A 21,618-nucleotide genomic window follows, 5' to 3' on the forward strand; every position below is an offset into this window, starting at 1 on the left:
GTGTTAACCCTGGATTTAATCGGGAAGACAATCTTTATCCGCATCCGGATACAATTGTTTGATCCCTCGATAAAAAGTACCTTGGGCATTAAAAATGGCAAACAATAATCCTGATTTTCCATCCAAAAAGCCACGTTGTAGGATGTAACAGCGGGTAAACATCCACATTGATTTCACAAACGTGATGAATAAATTTCCTCTTTTATTATTATCTAGGCGTATTTTGGCACTATAGGATGAATACCGATTGATCTTGGATAACACATGGGAAATATCTTGAAAAGATTGATGCAAAATCGGTGCTTTCAGTTGCCCAACGCGGCTTCCTGCTGGCAAAATAATTTTTTCATGAACTATGTCGTCACTAAAACGTGCCCCTTGTCGCTTAAATAACCTTGCATGCCGGGTTGGGCTCGAACAATGGGGGAGAGGTTTTCCATAAAAATGCATGATAACCGGAATACGATACGCATCTTGATTATCCTCTTTGAGACTTGCAAGAATGACTGACTGTAATTCAGCACTCACGCATTCATCCGCGTCTAAGTTTAATATCCAATCCCCTTTGCAGTGATCGAGCGCTCGCTGCTTTTGCTTACCATAGCCTGGCCAATCGGTTTCAAACACGTTTTCAGTAAACTGTTTAGCCAACGCCACTGTGTTATCCACACTTCCGGAGTCCAGAACCACAATTTCATCAGCAAAGGCAACCGATCGTAAGCAACGTTCAATATTCTTGGCCTCATTTTTTGTGATTATCATCACGCTTAACATAAATTTACCTAAATCATGGTTCTTAGATAAGAAGTACGATGTTGTATTTCTATTTATCAATTGTCAATAAAAATAACAACGAGCTTAAAGAGATTTTCTATTCTACCATTGTTTTCCTTAACTCCAAAAATCATAATAACACAGTGCCTACGTAAGAAGCATCGATTGATTTTTACGTGAACGTTTGCGTCACCGTCTGCGTTACCGAACACACTGTGCCTTCCAAAAAACTACAGATAGAGAAGGGATAGAGTTTTTTCGTAAATGCTGATCGCTTTGCCTTATAGAAAAAGATAGGTATAATACCAATTCGTTAAATTGTTATCACTGCTTATGCGTATAAATCACCGTCACTGGATAGGAATTGTTGCATTAGCAGGCCTAGTCTTCGTGTTTGGCCTCTGGGTATTCAAAAATCGCACCCAACCATCAGATTCCTCCTCTACAAGTATTCCTGTCGAAACGAGTAAAACTCAGCTATTAACCATGGCTGATAAATTTGAGACCGTGGGTAATCTCGAAAGCACCGATCAAATTGATATCAGCAGTGAGTATGCCGGCCAAATTAAAGCCATTCGCTTTACGGCGGGGAGTGATGTCAAGAGGGGGCAACTCCTCATTGAGCTCGATGATACGATGATTAAAAATGAAATGGCAACAGCAAAGCATCGTCTTGCTTTGAGCGAAAGCAATTATGAGCGAATTAATAAACTTGCCCAAAGACGCATGGCATCTGACCAATCGTTGGAAGAATTAAAAACGGATTGGCAAGAGAAAAAAAACGCCTATCTAGCAACCCGCGCCCAGTTGAACAAACTTAAGATCAAGGCACCTTTTGAAGGTACGCTAGGCGATAGACATATCAGCGTTGGTCAATATATCAAAGTGGGTGAGCCACTGGTTAAGTTGGTTGCACAAAATAATTTAAAATTACAATACCACCTCCCAGAGCGATATTTAGCAAACTTAGGGAAAGGTCAAAAGGTGGTGCTTGAAACAGATGCCTTCCCAAACCAGCAGTTTTCTGGTCAGGTAACCTTTATTGATCCCACGTTAGATCCCGCAACACGGAGTATTCGTATTGAAGCAGAGATACCCAATACCGATCATCGGCTACTACCCGGTATGTTTGTTCGATTAACGCATTCGTTTGGAAACGACCATGCTCGCCTTTTTGTCCCCGAAGAAAGTTTAATACCAACCATCAATGGGCAAAAAATATTTATAGCTATAGACAAACAGGCTAAATCCGTCATGGTTCAAACTGGCATACATCACAAAGGGATGACTGAAATCACAAAAGGACTTGACGCCGATAGTTTAATCATCACTCGCGGTCAACACCGTCTCAAAGATGGCGCAAACATCATTGATGTCGGTAGAGGATAAGCATGGGATTTTCAGAATTTTTCATCAAACGTCCCATCTTTACCTGTGTGCTTATGGTGCTAATATGCGCGATTGGTCTCATAAGCCTTAAACAACTGCCTTTACGGCATCTCCCAAATATCACAACGCCAACTGTCAGTATTTATACCAATTACCCCGGAGCCGATCCGCAACTCGTTGAAAAAGAAATCACCATCCCCATCGAAAATTCATTATCGACCATTGCGGGTGTTAAATCAGTTCGCTCCAATTCCTATTTGGGCAAGAGCTGGGTAAATGTCGATTTCCAACTGGGTGTCAACTTGGTTGATGCGGTTAACGACATCCGTAATAATGTTGCGGAACTTGCTAGCCATCTACCGATGGGAACAAAAGCGCCCTCCGTGTATAAAAAGGACGAGGACGTGAACCCTGTGGCGATTATTGGTTTTAATGCGCCTCATTTAGATGCCCTGCAAATCACAGATTATGTCAAACGTTACACCAAGCCAGAATTAGAAGAAATTCCTGGCGTTGGGGAGGTCGATTTCTTTGGCAGTAAAGAATATGCTGTGCGAATTGCCTTGGATCCGATAAAAATGGCCGCACGCGGTGTATCTGTCGCTCAAGTAAAAAAAGCATTTATCGATCAAAATATCGACATCCCAAGCGGCCAAATAAAAAGCACAAACCGCTACTACACGGTGATTACCTCAGCAAAAGTAAAACAGGCCCAGTCATTTGATCATTTGGTTATCGCACAAAGTAATGGTATTGCTGTTCATCTAAGTGATATCGGCAAAGTATCTGTTGCAGAAGATAACAATGAACGATTATTGCGTATCAACGGGAAAGACGCTATTGGATTAGCGATTTTGCCCCAATCGACGGCCAATCCCTTGGAGTTGGCCAAACGTGTTAAAAACGAGATTCATCACATCAACCAAACATTGAATAATGGCATGCAAGCCACCATCGTTTTTGATTCAACCAGCTACATAAAAGCATCCATTAAGGAAGTTTTGAAAACGTTTGTCGAGGCAACACTCTTTGTTGCCGTCGTGGTTTTCTTGTTCTTAGGTAACTTACGAGCTGCCATTATTCCCATTATCACCATTCCAATCTGTTTAATAGCTGTGCTAGCGCCAATGAGTTGGATGGGTTACGATCTCAATACCTTAACCATGCTTGCCATGGTGTTAGCTATTGGGCTTGTCGTGGATGATGCCATCGTTGTTCTTGAAAATTGTCACCGCCACATCCACAACGGTCAAAGCAGCTTAAAAGCAGCTTTAATTGGCAGCAAAGAAATCACCTTCGCTGTCATTGCCATGACGTTAACGCTTGCTGCTGTGTATGCTCCGATGGGGTTCGTTGAGGGGTTTACGGGGCGACTATTTCAACAATTTGGTATTACCCTGGCTTTAACCGTATTTATTTCTGGCATCGTTGCCTTAACCTTATCGCCCATGATGTGCGCTTATCTGTTAACGACAAAATCCACGCGACTAAGTAGCAAAGTCAATGATCTCTTCATGCGATTGGGACAAATGTATCAAAAAAGTCTGAAGTGGGTATTCAGTCACCTAAAGCTATTTAGCCTAATTTGTCTATCTTTGATGACCCTAGGCATCCTATGCTTTAATCAAATAGGTGCCGAAATCGCCCCGGAAGAAGATCAATCCTATATCATAGCCCCAGTATCTTCACCAACCAATGCTAGTTTAAGCTACACCGACTATTATGTTCGACAAATTGAGAAAATTTATAACCAAGTGGATGAACAGACCACTTTTCTCACATCAGTTAGGCCCGAATCCGCTTTTACCTTGCTGAAATTAACCCCTTGGGAAAACAGATCCCGTAGTCAACAAGAAATTAGTCAATGGTTGTCAAAAAAGTTTAACCAGTTAACGGGTGTGAGTGTGTTCGCTCGATCTCCCCAGCCTTTAGGCCAAAGCAGCTCCCAACAGAGTTTCAGTTTTGCCTTAACCGGCAATACCTCCTATGAAAGGTTACACAAAATTGCGAAAGGGATAACGCAGACCATGGAAAAAAATCCCATCTTTTCCCATGTACGCAATCAATTAACCATCGATAGTGAGCAACTAGAACTGCAGATTAACCGTAAGCTCGCCAATGATTTACAAGTCAACTTAAGTGATATCGCTGAGTTGTTAAGTACCATGTTAGGTGGTGCTAACCCGGTTGAGTTTAATTTTGCCGGTCAATCTTACCCAGTGATTATGCAACTGGATCAACCAAACCAACATGATATTGGTATTATAAACCAGTTATTTGTGCAAAGTGCGCGAGGCAAAATGATTCCATTATCTAATTTGATAACTGTCAGCACCAATACTGCTCCCAATAATCTTCCCCATTTGAATCGACAGCGAAGTGCCAATATTAGCGCTGAAATCGCGCCAGGGTATGATATGCATGATGCCATTGTTGCCATTGACAACCTATGCAAACAACTCTTACCTGATGATGTCCATTACCAATTCACTGGCAGTTCCCAAGACTTTATTGAATCAAATGGTCAAGCAATTTTTGCCTTTGTTCTTGCCTTATTTTTTATTTATTTGGTGCTTGCCGCCCAATTTGAAAGTCTCATTGATCCTTTGATTATTTTATTATCGGTACCGTTGTGTTTGTGTGGGGCAATATTTGCACTATTTCTCACCGGCACAAGTCTATCAATCTATAGCCAAATCGGCATGATTACATTAATCGGATTAATTGCTAAACACGGCATTATGATAACTGAGTTTGCCAATGCCCATTTGCATGAATCACAAGATGTCTTAGCGGCGATTACTGAAAGCGCGACCATACGGTTACGACCAATATTGATGACTACTTTAGCAATGGCATTAGGCGCCCTTCCTTTGCTTTTTGCTCATGGTGCAGGCGCTGAAAGCAGAGGTCAACTGGGGTTGGTGATATTTACAGGTCTATGCTTTGGCACAATATGTTGCATCTATGTTGTGCCAGTCGCTTACTACTTAATTCGACGCCTTGGACAGCCAGTCACTCATTTTTCCGTCTCTCAACAAGGTTTATCGAATAGTGGTGAACATGCAGTCACTTAATGATTGCTGGCAACTATAGCCGCCAAAATCACTGACCCATTGCGTTTCTAATGGTGAAGGAATGCGCACCCTGACTTGCCACCAAATTGAATAGCGCCCTTCAGAAGTATCATAAAAACAGACCACCCCTTGACCATAACCTGCCCGCAAGATTTTAGCTTGAGCAAAGCGAGTATTGTCATCGCCTTCGGGTCGTTTGGGCGAGTAAGGATTTGGCTGCCACGGTGGAGGTGGTGCACCCCATTGCAATGAGCTAGTCTGAGGATCCGGGCAAATATCCGCGCGTGCTGTCGCGGCTATCATCATTGCAATTAAGCAGAACAGTATTTTGTTATGTCTCATGTGCCCCCCACAAATGCATAAACCGATTTAAAATGAATTGTCCGTCTTTATCCTAAAGCACAGCACTAGTTCTCTTCCTTATTATTAAACCTAAATTGAACAAATTTTGCAACCAAGATGGCCATTAAAATGGTTAAGAACGCCTGCCCTGAACAGGCCGCCATCCACGATAAAGTCTTTGCCATTGGACTATTGGGTACAACGTCCCCATACCCCACCGTGGTTAATGTGACAAAGCTATAATAAATAAAATCATTATCCCAATCATTGATATCCGTTGGTAATCCATTAAATGAATCCGGATTGCCATACATCAGTGCTTGAAATAAGTAGGCCCAGCACAATCCAAGAAACAAATAGGCTGAAAGCGATCCAAATAACGTCGTGACATTTACTTTTTCATCTTTCAGGGTAAAGTTGACGCAGGAAACAAATAGCAATGCAAATAAACACGTGGTAACGATATCGCGAAAGAACTTCAGTGTCATGGTAGGATAAATGGATAGGCCTGGTAATAACGATATTTCAATCAGACCCAAAAAGCCAATGCTTAACCAAATGACTCGCTTTTCATGCGAAATCACCCAAAAACTATACAATAACAAAATAACAAAGACATAATGAGCAACTTGAAGGTTTGCTATGGATAACTGACTAGCGTTCAACAACAAATACCCAACTAATACGAGAAATAGGAACAGAAATCGTAAGCGTTCGATGATATGAGGATGTTTCATGGTATCCATGGTTAAATGGCTGATAATTTATACTATCGAATTTTTAAGCGCCTGACTACTGGGGTACCTCATCCCATTCATTGCTACCAATAACGAAATGAGCGCCGAACATGCACACTTTTGATTCGTCGCCATGAATGAGGTCTCGCCTTAAGAATGCTTTGGCTTTTGTTGGAAAGATGGTTCGTTAATTTCTCTTGCAATCCACTCAAGGTAACGATGTATTGCCCCCCGATTTTCCACTAATACTTGGGTTGCCGCCTTGGCAATTTGTTGACAATCCTCTTCATTGTTGAGAAGTCTCACCACAGATTCAATCACTTCTGAGATAGTATTGGCTAAAATCATCGCTTGCCTATCATGGAGCATTTGAGCAATATGCGTAAAATTATGCATATGAGGTCCTGTCAAAACGGGGATGCCTAACATGGCGGGCTCCAATACATTATGCCCCCCCACGGGGACCAAACTTCCGCCCACAAACGCCACCTTTGCCAATGAGTACCACTGCATGAGCTCACCGACACAATCAATCACAATCACCTCGGCATTGGACTGAATCTTATCAGGTTCACTACGTTTATAGGTCACAAGGCCTAATTCCCGAATTTGCTCAAAGACAGCATGGAATCGCTCGGGATGTCTGGGAACAACTAAAATCAGCACATGCGGTGAAGCTGCCTTGATTGTACTTATATGATTTAGAATTTGTCGTTCTTCATCGTCATGCGTACTAGCTAGGATAAGGACTGGTCTGTCTTTTCCCCATTGCTTTTGCATGGTTTGCATCGGTAGGTTGTCTTTATCAGCTGGCATAGGTTGATCAAATTTAATATTGCCTAAAACCTCTATCACCGGTTTACTAGGATGGTTCGCTAGGCGGCGAAAGCGATGCGCATCTGTATCACTTTGCGCCAAAATGGCATCCACGGATTGTAAAACAGGTGCTATTAACCGTGCAATTTTTCCGTAGCCATGCATGGATCGTTCCGATAATCTCGCATTAATAATAGCAATTTTAACCCCCATTTTCTTTGCTTCGCCTACCAAGTTTGGCCAAATCTCCGTCTCCATCAACACTATAAGTTTCGGTTTTATTTTCTGTAAAAAACGATATTGCAACGTGGGTAAATCATAGGGCAAATATTGGTGTTGAATCCGACCTTGAAACATATCCATTAATTTTTTTGACCCAGTCGGTGTGGTCGTGGTTACCATTAATTGATAACCCTTTTCCAACAAAACGTTGATCAACGGAGAAACAGCTATGACTTCGCCAAGCGATACGGCGTGTATCCAAATATCAACTTGGCGCAAATTAGCCTGTCTCGAAAAACGCTCCCCAATACGATAACGGTAAGCTGGTAATTTGCGACTCTTAACGAAAAGGCGCAGAAAAACAAAAGGCATGGCTAAGCGGAGAAATAGATTGTAAAGATGATGCATAACAAACTGTTTTAGTAAAAAGTGTAGTATAACAGAATCGAAACATTATATGCTAAAATATCCCATGCAACGTCAAAATACTGTGAGATGCAATAAATTGTGAGGCGAGTGTGGATGATTTTTCATTTTTAGGCTTTTGGGTCGGCAAGATACTCGGCGCTATACTAGGGTACCTAGTAGCAGGCCCTGTTGGCATGTTTTTTGGCCTTTTGATTGGCAATTTCTTTGATCGCGGCTTGGCCAAAAATGTCACTAACCCACTGTACCTGTTCCATAAAGAAAAACGACAAGTCATCCAACGAATTTTTTTTCAATCTACTTTTTTAATCATGGGACATATTGCTAAATCAGATGGCCGAGTAACTGAGCGAGAAATTGATTTGGCTCGCCAACTCATGAGTGAAATGAAACTATCGAAAGTTCAAAAAGAGGAGGCTAAGGGGTTATTTCACCAAGGAAAACAACCCAGTTTTAACTTAGGTCACACATTAACATTGCTAAAGACACATTGTCGAAATCGTCCGGAGCTTTTAAGACTATTTATTGACATTCAATATCGGGCAGCCTGTATCGATGGACTCAATCAAGAGAAAATCGATGCCCTTAATCGCGTCCTTCGTTTTCTTGATTTTGCCCCACTGAATAAACAATTCCGCTTTTACCAAGACTTTTTCCAGGATCAGCAACAAAAATATCAGCAAAAACAGCAACAACAACGCCAACATACCTATCAAAAGCAACAAGATAACCAGCAGTATAACCAGCAATACACTCGCCCCCATAACTACGACCCCCTTGCCAGCGCTTATGCGATATTAGAAGTCCCCGCCAGCGCAAGCAAACAAGAGGTAAAAAAGGCTTATCGTCGCTTAATGAGCCAGAACCATCCGGATAAACTGATTGCAAAAGGATTGCCGGAAGAAATGATTAAGATGGCAACCGATAAAACGCAAACGATCAGTAAGGCTTACGATGAAATCTGCGAAGCAAGAGGATGGAGCTAACTAGAGCGTGCCCTAGAATACTCGACCGATCTTAGGACTCGGCACTTTTGTTAGCCAATTATCAACTTCTGCCGAAAGGTGGTTCTCTTGGTAATGATAATCTGGCCCAGCGCCTGGAATAGTCCGCTTAAAATAATAGTTTTTATCAAATAAAAACTGACGCTGAGAATAATCCTTAATCACCAGACGATTATCAAACTGCCCAACGATATCTAAAACTGGAAAACGGATCTGCCATGGGTCATTTACCTTTACGTCTGGGTATTGAAACGCCGAAATCAATACCAAACCACTCACTTGTTTTGCTTGAGGCTGTGAAAAATAGTGCAGTAATTGGTGATAATCGTCGCCATACCAAATAATACCAATTTTTAATTGGGTTTCTTGGCGTAAAATAGCTAAATAGGAGGATAATTGCTCCGTAAATTTATCAGAGGATAGCGAAGAAGGCACCACCGCGACGGACCAGCCCCTCTTCGATAAAATTTCAGCCAAAGTTGTCAATAAATGTTGAGCATGGCTATTTGTCCCTTGGACCAATAATAAACCACCTGCAGAATGACTTGTGCTTGGCCAAAAAGGCAGTTTGGTCTGTTCGTCGATAGTCAGGGTTGTTGGCGAAGCCAACAACCCTGTGCCGTTTAGCAATAGCAAACATCCCAGTAAGAATTGCCGTAACATAGCGTTTTAGGACGTTGAAGAGGTATCAAAAACATCCGACAACTCTGCTAATACTTCTTTAGCCATGATCTGATGCGCTTTAGCAGTGGGATGAACGGGATCAAAAAATAAGTAGTGTTCACAATCGCTAGGAGGGGCGATATTAAATAGCTTCTCCATGCGAATAACCGGCTGCAATCTGACATTGGCCGCAAGATCTTCCTCAAAACACATATCAGTCACATTGGTGATATCATAGTTCTCAGGTGTTTCAAGCGCTTTGTTAAACATTTGATGAACATTATAAAAATACCAATGCACATCGGGATGTTTTTTACGATACGTTTCCATGACTTGGTCAAGCATGGCATTATGTTTTTGGGTGTACCGTGCTAATTTATCATGCTCCTCTTCACCCATGCTTTTTGCAAGCGGCGTTCTACTCAACTCGGGAAGATTCAAAACAAGAAAATGTTTTGCACCGGCATTGATTAGCTTATCTAACGCTTTAGAAGTTCCTTGTTTAACGGTGTCGACGGTTTCATCTTCATCATCGGGTAAAATTAGATAATTATTGGCACCAATCCATATGACATACAAGCTCTCCTCATCGGCAACTTGATTATTATTTTGCAGAAAATCCTTTACTTCATTTGCTAACGTAAACACCCCATCAATATCGTCATTCTCTGCTGTCACACCCGCGCCGCCTAATGCATAATCTTGTAAAAAATTCTCCTCGGTCGATATTGCTTTTGCTATATATTCAATCCAAACTGGGCCATCACTAAAGCGCCCTTGAAAATAAGGCGGAGTTTGGGGGACATAATGCTGAGTTCTCTCAAATGCGTTGCCGTTGTCGGAAAGACTATCGCCAAAGACAACAATATGGTTGAATGGTACAGAAGCTTTCGCTACCAATGAAAAACAGATTAGACCTAAATTGATTAATCGTTTCATAAGCATACCCTCAGAAGTTATAGGATCCAGTTTAAAAATAACACGAGTTTAGCACAGAAAGAAAGACATGATTGTATTTGCACCATTGTGAGCCCATTTATATCGTTTCTTTGGGTTCCATCAGGGCACGTACAATTGCCAAATCTTCTGCGCAATTGATATCTTGCCTGGGTAAAACTTTAGCAGTATCAACGTAAATGGTATGACCATACCAGAGTGCACGTATTTGCTCAAGCTTTTCTTGTTGCTCAAGCCAACATGGAGCATAATTTGCCCAAGTTCGCAAGAATTCTGCTCGATAAGCATACAATCCAATATGACGAAAATACCCATCCACATTGAGTGTAGCACTGGATTGAGAAGGGATCATTTGACGAGAAAAATAGATGGCTTGCTGCTTTTGGTTCCTGATAACTTTGACCACATTTGGATTGGTTAGCTGATCGCTTGACTCAATGGGCCAACACAAGGTTGCAATATCACACTGACTTTGATTTAAATTATTTGCCACTTGTTCAATAAGAATCGGTTCAATTAGAGGTTCATCCCCTTGAACATTCACAATACAAGCATCTGCCGGATAGGAACCTCTCTTAATGATTTCTGCTAATCTGTCCGTTCCGGTCAAATGGTTGGTGGAGGTCATGACAACATTGTCGGCAAACTGGCGCGCAACGTCAAGAACCTTCTCATCATCGGTGGCTATCGTTATCGAAGCAGCACTTGTCATACAAGCTCTCTCATAAACCAATTGTAGAATAGGCTTTTCTTTAATCGTCATCAAAACTTTGCCAGGCAAACGAGACGATGCAAAGCGAGCGGGTATGATAATGTGGAATGGGGTCATAATTGTTCTTTTTCTTCCAGAGGGATAAGACGTGCTTCATGCTCAAGCATGACTGGAATGCCATCCTTGATGGGATAAGCTAACCGATCAAATAAGCAGATCAGCTCGTTGTCTTTTAATTTGAGCTTACCTTTACAAAGGGGGCAAACGAGAATATCTAATAATTTTTTATCCACCAGATGCTCCTTGAGTTACCTGATTGCGAATATACACTGGCAAAGCCTGAATAGCGGTGACAGGCTCAATATGTTTGTTCAATACTAAATCAACCATAGCCTCTAAATTCGGATAAATGGTAAGAACCTGGATAATACGTTGCCGTATTTCCTCCCCTAGTTGGGGCAAGTATGCCTCAACACCAACACCGGCTATCACAAAACGGTTATCAGTCAGGGATATTTGCTGGGCATGGCTTACTTGTTCCTCAGCCAAAACCATTGTCTTGCCGGAGTATATAGCCCAATAAAGCTCATTCATCCTGGCATCAACGGCGGCTAGGATGGGAGCCTTTTCTCCCTTTAATCTTAGGTGATGGGCAATGGATTGCAAACCACTCACCGGGTAGACAGGAAGATCATGAGCAAATGCCATGCCCTGTACAACACTACAAGCAACGCGCAAACCGGTAAAGCTACCTGGCCCGCGACCGAAGATAATAGCATCTAAACTCTCTGGATACCACTGTTGCTCGGATAAGAGCTCATTTACCATGTGGAGGAGTTTTTGGGAATGGGTGCGGACACCGACTTGTTGTCGACTACCCAAACATTGATTTTCTCCCACTGCGACACTGGCGGTATCCGTTGAGCAATCAAGTGCTAACCACTTCATATCCTAGACCTATGTTTTCAATAAATAACAACGTTTGCATGAGACTTCTTGTTCGTTTTACCGGCGGCAAACTAGCGAATATCTGTCGCCCATAATCGCGACCAACTAATCGGGGATCACCGATAACAAAGAGACCGACATCTTGTGAATCACGTATCAATCGGCCAACCCCTTGTTTTAATGCGATGACGGCTTGGGGTAACGAATAGGCATCAAACGCAGACACCCCTTGGGATCGTAAATAGGCAATCCTGCCTTTGTTGATGGGATCTTCGGGGCTTGCAAAAGGCAGCTTGTCGATAATCACACACGATAAAGCCTCCCCTTTCACATCGACGCCTTCCCAAAACGTCGACGTCCCCAACAACACCGCATTCCCTAAATCACGGAAACGAGACAGCAGTATGGTTTTTGATTCTTCACCTTGTATTAAAAGAGGATATTTTAGTGTATTTTGTAGCTTAGCTGCAACCTGCTTTAATGCGCGATGGCTGGTAAATAAGAAAAACGTTCTCCCACCACATGCGTCAATGACAGGTAAAACCTGCTCGATCAGTTTGTCATGGTAATCGCGGTCTTTGACATCGGGCAAATGCCTGGGCAAATATAACAAGGCTTGTTGCCAATAGTCGAAAGGGCTGGGGTAAATCGCCGTTTTTGCTTTAGTTAACCCCAGAGGTTTTAAGAAAAATTCAAACGAATCAGCCATGGTTAACGTTGCAGACGTGAATATGTAGCTTCTTCTGGCATAGCTAACAAGTTGGGAAAATTGTTCAGCAACTGATTGGGGGGTCATGTGCACAACAATCGACTTTCTAAAGGATTCTACCCACAGGATCATGGAATCCGCGTTATCTTGAATTGGTACAAAGAGTGCAACAATTTCTTGCAGGCGTTCATCACATCGAGCTAATCCTTTATTTTCTTCATGCAGATAGGGCTTAATATCTTCTTTCAAATCCATTAATAATTGTTGCAGGGCAAGCCATGTCGATTGAAATGGGGGAGCTCGCCACAATTTTTGCCACTCGCTCCGTGACTCAGCAGGCCCACATAAGTGAAGCAATTGGCTAATATGTTGATTGATGGTAACCACATAATTGTTTAAACAATCCAAGGATTTGACATCAGAGGGCCACTCCTTTTGCAAATCTGAGAGAAAGTCCTCAATTTGCCTTGTTCCAAGACGCTTTCCATTAAATCGTGTTGCAATCTCATGCAACTGATGGGCTTCATCAAAAATAATGACATCCGCTCCGGGTAGCAACTCGGCAAAGCCTTCTTGCTTCAACGCAGAGTCGGCAAAGAATAAATGATGATTAATGACGACAACATCTGCTTCCAGAGCTTTTTTGCGAGCATCAACTAAAAAGCACTCATTAAAAAAGCCACATTTCTGGCCTAAACAATTGTCTGTTGTTGATGTAGCGTAAGGCCAGACAGGTGCATCATCGGCAATTTCAGGTAACTCTGTTCGCAAGCCTGTCTTTAGTCGACCTAACTGCTCACGTATAAATGCCATATCATGGCTTTGTTGCTTTGTTTCAAAATGGCCTTCACTGGCATATAAGTGAGTCCGATATAAGCAAATATAATTGGAACGACCTTTTAAATTAATCGCTTTGACTGAAATACCTAAGGCTTTAATGAGTTGGGGTAAATCTTTATTAAACAGTTGGTCTTGCAAGGTTTTTGTTGCAGTAGAAATAATCGCTTTTTTGCCAGATAAAAGTGCGGGAACGAGGTAGGCAAATGTTTTTCCCGTGCCTGTTCCTGCCTCAGCCGCAAGTTGCCCATTGTCTTCGATACATTGGGCAATGGCTTTTGCGAGTTCTTGCTGTGCTTTCCGTGGATGATAGCCAGCAATTGCCGTTGTTAATCGTCCATTGTTAGAAAATACCCGGCTTGTTTGACTAAGCAAACTACCGGTTAATCCTGTCAGCTCTCCCACTGAGTTTCTAACATATCACGTTTATTTTCGACCCCTTCCCATGATTTCGCGTCGTCAGGGGCATCCTTTTTAGCGGTGATATTGGGCCAATGTGCCGCTAGCTCAGCATTCAGTTGCTTGAATTCAGCTTGCTCTGGGGTTAAATCATCTTCCGAAACAATCGCTTCAACAGGACATTCCGGTTCACATAATGCGCAGTCAATGCACTCATCAGGATGAATCACCAGGAAATTCGGGCCTTCATAAAAACAATCCACTGGACAAACTTCCACGCAGTCAGTGTACTTGCATTTGATGCATTGTTCTGTCACCACAAATGTCATTTTTTACTCCTTAGCTAACTTAACTACTAGGATTGGGTAAAACATAAAAACTGCTGATATTATCCGCAGTCAAAGGGGGAGGAACAACTAACAAGGGTCCATTTCTACTACCTTTGTATAACGATTCACCCGTGGTGGCGTAGCGTGAGCATCCTTGGTTTAGGAGTAATGCCAAACCAACCGACACGAGCATCATTGTGCGTCGCCATTTGGGGAGTATGTTAACTAAATAATGCACATCATACCTCTTAAAGATTCGCTAATTGCTGTATTGCTGCCTCAACAGCCGGATGATATTTTGTTGATAATGGCGTTAAAGGCAGCCGAATTTCATCATTAATTAACCCTTGTTTACTGACCATCCATTTCACAGGAATCGGATTTGCTTCAACAAACATCAATTGATGAAGGAATTGTATATCGCTCTGCAATGCTAGACAAGCATCATATTCCTTATCTTCGGCTAATTCACATAATTTTGCCATGATTTTGGGGGCAACATTGGCTGTCACTGAAATAACCCCTTTCGCGCCATTAGTTAGCCACTCTGCACAAGTTGGGTCATCCCCGCTGTAAACATCGAGGGTGTTATTTGTTTCTTTTAAAATTGCTTTCAATCGACTCATATCCGCTGTGGCATCCTTAATACCAATGATATTAGGATATTGCGTGAGCCTAGCAATGGTTTCGGGCAACAAGTCACAAGCGGTTCTTCCTGGCACATTATACATAATAATAGGCAACGCTGCTTGGCTAGCAATTTGGCTATAATGCTGAAAAAGCCCTTCTTGAGTGGGTTTAATGTAGGCAGGCGTCATAATCAGCGCTGCATGCACACCAAGGCCCATGGCTTCTTTTGTGAAAGCCACCGCATCACGTGTTGCATTTGCACCCGTTCCGGCTATCACCGGAACCCGCTCTCGGGTGTGTTGAACGGCTGTCTTAATGATTAATAATTTCTCTTCGTGATTTAACGTCCCAGACTCACCGGTTGTGCCTGCAACCACTAACGCGTGTGTTCCCATTTCTATATGGTAGTCAATCAGCTCTTTCAATCGGGGCACATCGATTTGACCATTTAACAGCGGGGTTACAAGCGCGACCATGCTTCCTCGAAACATACGATAACTCCCAATTATTTTTTTCCTAGTTTAATGTGCTCACGCAAGGGGTACAAGTCGGACTATAAAAAAAAATTAATTGCTGTGCTGCGCTTGATCAAACGCCTTGATTTTATGTTCATTTAGTTGATATATAGTTTATTTATTCTACAATTAATAATGAAGGAACTGATATGAGGACATAGCATGAAAAAAGCGATTCAAGTTGTTGGTTTAGCTGGTACACTTTCACTCGTTGTGGGTTGTTCAGGCGCAGCAGTAGGATCCGGAGTAGGCGCTGCAGCTGGTGCTGGTCTCGGCTATGCCGTATCGGGTGGTACTGCTCTTGGTACTGTGCTTGGTGCAGGTGCAGGTGCATTAGCAGGTGGAGCCATTGGCTCAACGTATGATAGGCCTTATTATTATCCGCCTTATTACTACTACTAGTAGATTACCTCCATATAAACCCACATTACGCCTATGGCTAATGTGGGCTACAATTTTTTTTCAAAATTTCCATTATCCCTAAGCCTAACGGCAATGGGCGTTGGTTAGAGGTTTTTTAATTCGGATTCATGCCAAAACAAATTCTTTTCACAATTCTAATTTTCAAGCTATACTAAAAGCTCAGTATTTTTGAAATTGACCGGGACGTCATGCTACTAATCATTGGATATATTGTCATTTTAGCTTCGGTATTCGGTGGATTTGCGCTCGCCGGGGGGCATTTGGCAGCCATTTTTCAGCCAGTTGAACTGCTGATTATTTGTGGAGCCGCTGTTGGCGCATTAATTGTGGGGAATACGAATAGTACCCTTAAAGAACTGCTAAAAGCATTGCCATCGGTTACTAAATCAGCAAAGACTAACAAGCGTGCATACATGGATTTGCTTAATTTACTGTATGCGTTGCTAAATAAATCTCGCCAAGAAGGACTCATGTCCCTTGAAACAGATGTGGATGAACCCGCTGAAAGCAAAATTTTTCAACAATTCCCTAGCGTCGCTAAAAACCATCACTTAAGGGACTTCATTTGTGACTATGTTCGCTTAATGATCACCGCCAACATGCAACCCTTCCAGCTTGAAGCCTTAATGGACAATGAAATTGAAACTCACCACAAAGAAGCCTTGATTCCTGCCAATACTGTGACAAAACTAGCTGATGGAATGCCAGCTTTTGGTATTGTTGCCGCTGTCTTAGGCGTGGTACACACCATGGAATCAATCCATCTCCCCCCATCCCAACTGGGCGTTCTGGTAGCGCAGGCACTGGTAGGGACTTTTTTGGGTATTTTGCTAGGGTATGGGTTTATTGGTCCTATTGGTAATTCACTGGAAATCAGGGCCAATGAAATTCACTTAATGATGAACTGTATTAAAGAAACCTTACTCGCCAGTTTGCATAATAACCCACCCATCATTTCCGTTGAGTTTGGACGCAAAGTATTATTCTCCCAAGCTCGTCCTACATTCAATGAATTAAATGATGAAATAAAGAATGCGAAAGCTGCGCCTGCAGCAGCGGATACTCCTGCGTCAGAAAAAAGCAAAGAATCATAATAGGATACTAAACGATGTCCGGTAAACGAGAAGAATTGTCTGACGAAAAAGAATCCAGCCCGATTATCGTTAAGAAAATCAAAAAGCATGAACATGGCCATCATGGTGGCGCTTGGAAAATTGCCTTTGCCGATTTTGTTACCGCAATGATGGCTTTTTTCCTATTAATGTGGCTATTAGCTTCTCTTAACAAAGCCCAAAAAGAAGGGATAGCAGACTATTTCAAACAGCCCATAAAAATTGGCCTGCTTGGTGGTGACAGCATGGGTGACCGGGCATTGCAAGTTGTAGGTGGCGGTAAAAATATTGAAGAGCAGGACGGCTCTGTGTCCGCCTCCGATAAACCCGTGAGTAAACAAAAATCGACCGCTGAAATAAAAGACCCTGGGCAACGAGCTGTTGAGATAAAGGCATTGAATGAATTACGCGACAACATCATGCTTGCTATGAAAAGCGACCCAGCACTTGATGGGCTTAAAAAGCAATTGTTAATGGATGATGTAAAAGACGGATTACGTATCCAACTAATCGATAATAAGGATCAGCCCATGTTTGGCATTGGCAGTGATGAAATGAGCGATGAAATGAAACAAATGTTGCAAAAAATCGCAAAGGTCGTCAATCAAGTCGATAATAAAATTAGCATTCAGGGGCATACCGATGCTCACCCCTACCACAACCCCGAAGATCTGGAACAAACCAACTGGGAGCTGTCTACCCAACGAGCCAATGCCGCCAGAAGAGCGCTAGTCGCCTCCGGCGTATCTGAAGACAAATTCTTGCGCATTACCGGCTATTCTTCCACCATTTTATTCAACCCTGGCGATCCCTTTGACGCCCGTAATCGACGAATCAGCATTATCGTCATGAAAAAAGATTCCGAGATTGAGTTATTAAAAGGACAATAGTCGAAAATATTTGACACCCATGGCAATCTCCAGCCGGGTTATTCCATGAACCACCGTGTCAATAATTATGGTATCAAATTTGACGATAACATACCGGATATTGAACGGATCAAAATAGCCTCCGCCATGTTTCAAGCAGGCAGTCAAATTGAGGGGTCAGCGCGGGGTGTAATTACCGGAATGATAATGGACCCCAAGAAAGAAGAACAAGGCATGGCTCTCAATCAACAATTAAAAGCAGCCGCGGTAGATTTTGTCAATGAGATCAACCAACACGCACCCAACTCAGGCATTGGCTCAGCCAATCACCTAATCTATGCATCCAATGACGTGATCCATAGCACCCCTGCACAACAAGCAGTGGATACGCAGCCGAAACAGCCTCGCCCAAGATAGTTTATTAAATAGACAACAAATCAAACCTTGCCCACGCTTTGGTGATCAACGCTCGGTTGATGAATAATACCCCCATCAGTGACTACTGAGGTGCCAACTTTAAGTCAGAGTAGTTCAGCGCTTGATTTCTCATTCTTTTGTCAACGAGTGTATCGAATTGGCCTTTGTTCAACTCAACCCCAACCGCTTTTTGGCTAAAAAATAGAAGATTTTGACATCGCGTTACTTGCTGCTGAAGGGCCGTTATTTTCTGACACAGTTTCGCTTTCGCCAGTTTATTTTGATTTAACTGGGATGATGGCAAAGGAATATACTTTGCACCACTGAATAATGAGCCTAAACTGACCCCCTCTTTTTCTCGAACGTGAATTTTAATGTCACTTGCTTGATTCACTTGCTGAATCTCTTTTTGTTGTTGGCTATCAAATTTTCGGCTTAATCTATCTTTGGCCAATTTTTCTTGACAATAGTTGTAGGTTAAGGTTTTTGGATCTTTTCCCTTCGATAAGGCATTTTCACGCCGCACGTCTTGCAACCGAGTGTATGTTTTTTTGATTTCAAGATTTAATTGTTCCGATACACCATCTAATTTCTTACTCAGAAACGCTATTTCTACTTGAGCAGCTTTGCGCATGCACCGGCAATATTGCTTTTGCTCTTCCGTTAAAGACTCATCTTCAAGTAATTCACCAATCTTATTGATAGCAAGTTGTAAACGATAGCAATAAAATTGGATAAATTCAGACTCTGGCAGTTGGTTCTCGATCCAAGCATCGATACACGATTGGCCGCATGATCCCATAAATTGATAGTTCAGCTTTTTTTTATCATCATGAAGTTGTTTAGCATGGTAGAGCTTTAATATAGGAGCATTCATCAGATTGACACCATCACTAACCGTTTCAGCCTGGATGATGGTTGGTCTGACAAGTGTCTCTATAAAATCTGATTTAAACAATGATTGAATCGATAGTTCATCAGTCACTTTAATCGGCGTTTGACTATCGTCAATCACTAGGTTCACAAACAAGGTTTTCCAACTGGCTGTATTATGAGCGCCTGCACCCGTGTTATAAAAGCGAAACCGAACCGAGTCGGTAGACACCTTTTCCACATCAAATACAGTTGCATGTGCCCCTTCTTCGCTGTGAAATCCATGGTTAAAAAGCGCTGTTTCTCCCGCTTCCAAATTCACAATCGTATCAAGTGCATCAAAGACTCTATCCGTCAAACAAATACTTTCAATGTCATAGGTTCGGCCTAGTTTTTGCAAAAATTTGTGCTGAGCCTTTTTCATGAGAACAGACTCTTCAACTTGATGGCAATGTTGTAGTTGGTCGATGATATGCCTGAAACGTTTTTCCATCATAGCACTGTGAGGAAGGGTCTCTAAAAATGCTTCTAAATCTTGGCGATAATTATCAAAGGAATCAATGGTTAAGGATCCTTCTAACTCATCGGGTACATTTTTAACCATTAATAGCGTGCGATGCGATAAATAACTTAAAGTTCGTTTAGTATCTTTATCTTGGAGGACCATACTAACAGCCCCCCCCACAAAGTACCAGAGCACCTTGTCATACCAAGCCAGTGGGTTTTGCTCCCTCTGGGCATTTTTCAATTGTTGTTTGGCCTGTTTAATCACCGCCAAATAGCCTGATTCATCCTGGTTGAGAAAACCAATAAAATACAGAAAAGTTTGCCACCATGTCTTTTTTTGGTAAATTGCTTGGTTATGATATTGGCTAAGTTTATCAATGAGATTTTGATAAAATTGCACTTGCGCCGCCAAACTCTCTTCTGGATTTGATTGATATTTTGTCAAAAGCGACTGCGCTTTTGACCCTCGGCCGACTAAATTAGTATCGTTATCATTCAGTAATGTGTTAAGTTGTTGACGAAGATGATAATGATATTTGACTGCCATAACAGCAAGACCTGGCCTTTAAAGATAAGCAAACAATATCATCTTCCTGGATATATAGCAATCAACAAGGCATCATTTAAAACACTATGTTTTAAGATAACGTCATTACTATCGATATTAATATCGAAAAATCGCTGCCAATCCTGTATCAGAAGGCATCATATCACCCGGGACAACCACAACCTCTCCCGAATTTTTGATAACGACCTCGCTTAAATCATCTAATAAATCATTCATAGCCGAGTTGGAAGTCTCCTCAACTCGAATCTTGCCATTTTGGTAAACACCTGGAATTTGGCGATCAGCATCCACTAACATCGTTTTGATCCGACCAATTTCAGCCATTTCAGCCACGTATTCTAAATCAACCGACCCCCTATTTTTGATTTGAGCCAGTTTAAACTCTTCAACAATCCCATCTAGGCGATTGGTATAATAAGGCCGAATCAACTCCCAACATTGTTCTTTTAATGTACCATTTTCTAACGAACCAGGATAAGCGTTTAATCGCTCTTTTAATAGCCAGGGGTTATGGCTAACTTCCCTAAATAGCGATTGATGTTCCGGCAAAGCACCTAAAAGTAATGGGATATTTGAGGGTCTTGAATGATAAGCCAAAATGGCGCGATCCACTTGGGTGAAAAACCGCCGAGTATCATTATCCACACTATCTTTATGTCCTCCGTGTCCATGATACATTGCCGAACCCGCATTGGTACCACCATAAGAAGCCACCGTCAGCCGAGCCTCAGAGACTTCATCCCCCAACGCTTGTTCGATGGTGGCGGGGACATGTCTATCCAGTTCCACTTCATCGAGATGATAACGATTGCCCTGGTATAAACAGACTTTATCTCGAGATACACCCAATACTTGATAACGGTCAGCCGATTGCAACAAACGCAAAAGAGGCTTCAAATAAAATTGTTGGCCCACAACGGCAACAGCAGGTACCGTTTGTTGAATACGATGTAGGCGCACATGGTTTGGTGTGGCTAACATGACTAATCCATCTAACGGAAATTGCCAAAACCTTCGATTATTTAATAGCCTGTAGAAAGGGTTTAAGTAGCGAGTAACCTCATTTTGCGAATAGGTCTGACGTAGTGAATGTTCCAGTTCTTTAATTAAATTTTTAAATTGGATAACATTTTGCTCTTTATCTGGGTTTGAACGGAATGTCGGCATATAAAGGGACATACAAGGGTTTGTTTGAGGGTTTATGATTAAATGCTTGAACTGGTTTGGACTTAATTGCATAGGTTTGCCTCATCATGGTTATTTCCTTCTTTTAAATATAGCATATCAAACCATGTATATGTTTAATATTTGACCTAAAACCATAAAAAACTCGCATTTTAAAATTTCTTGGTTATAATTGTCA

Annotated in this window: 22 protein-coding genes; 7 read left to right on the forward strand and 15 right to left on the reverse strand. The window is 42.0% G+C overall.

Annotation, left to right across the window (positions count from 1 at the left end; genetic code table 11):
• Nucleotides 1-15 precede the first annotated feature (15 nt).
• Nucleotides 16-774: a glycosyltransferase family 2 protein gene (locus tag AB3348_RS04145; RefSeq protein WP_367606301.1), complete on the reverse strand. Its 759-nt coding sequence runs from the start codon at nucleotides 772-774 to the stop codon at nucleotides 16-18.
• A gap of 333 nt (nucleotides 775-1,107) precedes the next feature.
• Here AB3348_RS04145 and AB3348_RS04150 point away from each other — a divergent pair, with 333 nt between their 5' ends.
• The gene (locus AB3348_RS04150) at nucleotides 1,108-2,163 is read left to right on the forward strand and encodes an efflux RND transporter periplasmic adaptor subunit (RefSeq protein ID WP_367606302.1); all 1,056 of its coding nucleotides are present in this window, start codon (nucleotides 1,108-1,110) and stop codon (nucleotides 2,161-2,163) included.
• A 2-nt stretch (nucleotides 2,164-2,165) separates the two neighbouring features.
• Entirely contained in the window at nucleotides 2,166-5,240 is a 3,075-nt protein-coding gene (locus tag AB3348_RS04155; protein ID WP_367606304.1) for an efflux RND transporter permease subunit, read from the forward strand.
• On the opposite strand, the gene AB3348_RS04160 is transcribed toward AB3348_RS04155, so the two are convergent.
• The 3 genes from AB3348_RS04160 to waaA form a co-directional block, all read right to left on the reverse strand.
• Nucleotides 5,208-5,582 carry a DUF3757 domain-containing protein gene (locus AB3348_RS04160; RefSeq protein WP_367606305.1) on the reverse strand — a complete coding sequence of 125 codons (375 nt, stop codon included), beginning with the start codon at nucleotides 5,580-5,582 and terminating at the stop codon, nucleotides 5,208-5,210. The genes AB3348_RS04155 and AB3348_RS04160 overlap by 33 nt on opposite strands.
• A gap of 65 nt (nucleotides 5,583-5,647) precedes the next feature.
• Nucleotides 5,648-6,319: a potassium channel family protein gene (locus tag AB3348_RS04165; protein WP_367606306.1), complete on the reverse strand. Its 672-nt coding sequence runs from the start codon at nucleotides 6,317-6,319 to the stop codon at nucleotides 5,648-5,650.
• Between the two features lie 150 nt (nucleotides 6,320-6,469).
• Nucleotides 6,470-7,765 carry a lipid IV(A) 3-deoxy-D-manno-octulosonic acid transferase gene (gene waaA / locus AB3348_RS04170; protein WP_367606307.1) on the reverse strand — a complete coding sequence of 432 codons (1,296 nt, stop codon included), beginning with the start codon at nucleotides 7,763-7,765 and terminating at the stop codon, nucleotides 6,470-6,472.
• A 110-nt stretch (nucleotides 7,766-7,875) separates the two neighbouring features.
• Between waaA and djlA the strand changes: the two genes are divergently transcribed.
• Nucleotides 7,876-8,769, forward strand: coding sequence for a co-chaperone DjlA (djlA, locus tag AB3348_RS04175; protein WP_367606308.1), 894 nt, complete (start codon nucleotides 7,876-7,878; stop codon nucleotides 8,767-8,769).
• 12 nt (nucleotides 8,770-8,781) lie between these two features.
• Here djlA and AB3348_RS04180 read toward each other — a convergent pair whose 3' ends face one another.
• The 9 genes from AB3348_RS04180 to dapA all read right to left on the reverse strand — a co-directional run bounded on the left by AB3348_RS04180 (nucleotide 8,782) and on the right by dapA (nucleotide 15,462).
• Nucleotides 8,782-9,450: a hypothetical protein gene (locus AB3348_RS04180; protein ID WP_367606309.1), complete on the reverse strand. Its 669-nt coding sequence runs from the start codon at nucleotides 9,448-9,450 to the stop codon at nucleotides 8,782-8,784.
• A 6-nt stretch (nucleotides 9,451-9,456) separates the two neighbouring features.
• Nucleotides 9,457-10,389 (reverse strand): SGNH/GDSL hydrolase family protein, encoded by a 933-nt coding sequence (locus AB3348_RS04185; protein WP_367606310.1) that lies wholly within the window; start codon nucleotides 10,387-10,389, stop codon nucleotides 9,457-9,459.
• A gap of 97 nt (nucleotides 10,390-10,486) precedes the next feature.
• Nucleotides 10,487-11,236 carry a 3-deoxy-manno-octulosonate cytidylyltransferase gene (kdsB, locus tag AB3348_RS04190; RefSeq protein WP_367606311.1) on the reverse strand — a complete coding sequence of 250 codons (750 nt, stop codon included), beginning with the start codon at nucleotides 11,234-11,236 and terminating at the stop codon, nucleotides 10,487-10,489.
• Nucleotides 11,233-11,412 (reverse strand): Trm112 family protein, encoded by a 180-nt coding sequence (locus AB3348_RS04195; protein ID WP_367606312.1) that lies wholly within the window; start codon nucleotides 11,410-11,412, stop codon nucleotides 11,233-11,235. Before AB3348_RS04195 ends, kdsB begins: the two co-directional genes overlap by 4 nt.
• Nucleotides 11,405-12,067, reverse strand: coding sequence for a tRNA (adenosine(37)-N6)-threonylcarbamoyltransferase complex dimerization subunit type 1 TsaB (gene tsaB / locus AB3348_RS04200; protein ID WP_367606313.1), 663 nt, complete (start codon nucleotides 12,065-12,067; stop codon nucleotides 11,405-11,407). The genes AB3348_RS04195 and tsaB overlap by 8 nt, the downstream gene beginning before the upstream one ends.
• Nucleotides 12,048-14,018 (reverse strand): ATP-dependent DNA helicase, encoded by a 1,971-nt coding sequence (locus AB3348_RS04205; protein WP_367606314.1) that lies wholly within the window; start codon nucleotides 14,016-14,018, stop codon nucleotides 12,048-12,050. Before AB3348_RS04205 ends, tsaB begins: the two co-directional genes overlap by 20 nt.
• Complete coding sequence (gene fdxA, locus AB3348_RS04210; protein ID WP_367606315.1) at nucleotides 14,006-14,341, reverse strand: ferredoxin FdxA; 336 nt, start codon at nucleotides 14,339-14,341, stop codon at nucleotides 14,006-14,008. The genes AB3348_RS04205 and fdxA overlap by 13 nt, the downstream gene beginning before the upstream one ends.
• 19 nt (nucleotides 14,342-14,360) lie before the next feature.
• Nucleotides 14,361-14,537 (reverse strand): hypothetical protein, encoded by a 177-nt coding sequence (locus AB3348_RS04215; RefSeq protein ID WP_367606316.1) that lies wholly within the window; start codon nucleotides 14,535-14,537, stop codon nucleotides 14,361-14,363.
• A gap of 52 nt (nucleotides 14,538-14,589) precedes the next feature.
• Entirely contained in the window at nucleotides 14,590-15,462 is an 873-nt protein-coding gene (gene dapA, locus AB3348_RS04220) for a 4-hydroxy-tetrahydrodipicolinate synthase (RefSeq protein ID WP_367606317.1), read from the reverse strand.
• Nucleotides 15,463-15,648: 186 nt separating this feature from the next.
• Here dapA and AB3348_RS04225 point away from each other — a divergent pair, with 186 nt between their 5' ends.
• The 4 genes from AB3348_RS04225 (at nucleotide 15,649) to AB3348_RS04240 (ending at nucleotide 18,307) form a co-directional block, all read left to right on the forward strand.
• Nucleotides 15,649-15,888, forward strand: coding sequence for a hypothetical protein (locus AB3348_RS04225; protein ID WP_367606318.1), 240 nt, complete (start codon nucleotides 15,649-15,651; stop codon nucleotides 15,886-15,888).
• A 209-nt stretch (nucleotides 15,889-16,097) separates the two neighbouring features.
• Nucleotides 16,098-17,003, forward strand: a complete 906-nt coding sequence (motA, locus tag AB3348_RS04230) for a flagellar motor stator protein MotA (RefSeq protein WP_367606319.1) — start codon at nucleotides 16,098-16,100, stop codon at nucleotides 17,001-17,003.
• A gap of 14 nt (nucleotides 17,004-17,017) precedes the next feature.
• Nucleotides 17,018-17,911, forward strand: coding sequence for a flagellar motor protein MotB (gene motB / locus AB3348_RS04235; RefSeq protein ID WP_367606320.1), 894 nt, complete (start codon nucleotides 17,018-17,020; stop codon nucleotides 17,909-17,911).
• Between the two features lie 45 nt (nucleotides 17,912-17,956).
• On the forward strand, nucleotides 17,957-18,307 hold the full coding sequence (locus tag AB3348_RS04240; protein WP_367606321.1) for a hypothetical protein: 351 nt from the start codon (nucleotides 17,957-17,959) through the stop codon (nucleotides 18,305-18,307).
• 82 nt (nucleotides 18,308-18,389) lie between these two features.
• Here AB3348_RS04240 and AB3348_RS04245 read toward each other — a convergent pair whose 3' ends face one another.
• Entirely contained in the window at nucleotides 18,390-20,234 is a 1,845-nt protein-coding gene (locus tag AB3348_RS04245; protein ID WP_367606322.1) for a hypothetical protein, read from the reverse strand.
• Between the two features lie 117 nt (nucleotides 20,235-20,351).
• Nucleotides 20,352-21,494, reverse strand: a complete 1,143-nt coding sequence (locus AB3348_RS04250; RefSeq protein WP_367606323.1) for a hypothetical protein — start codon at nucleotides 21,492-21,494, stop codon at nucleotides 20,352-20,354.
• Nucleotides 21,495-21,618: the final 124 nt, after the last annotated feature.

Source organism: Legionella sp. W05-934-2 (assembly GCF_964199965.1).
Taxonomy (GTDB): Bacteria; Pseudomonadota; Gammaproteobacteria; order Legionellales; family Legionellaceae; genus JAFIFT01.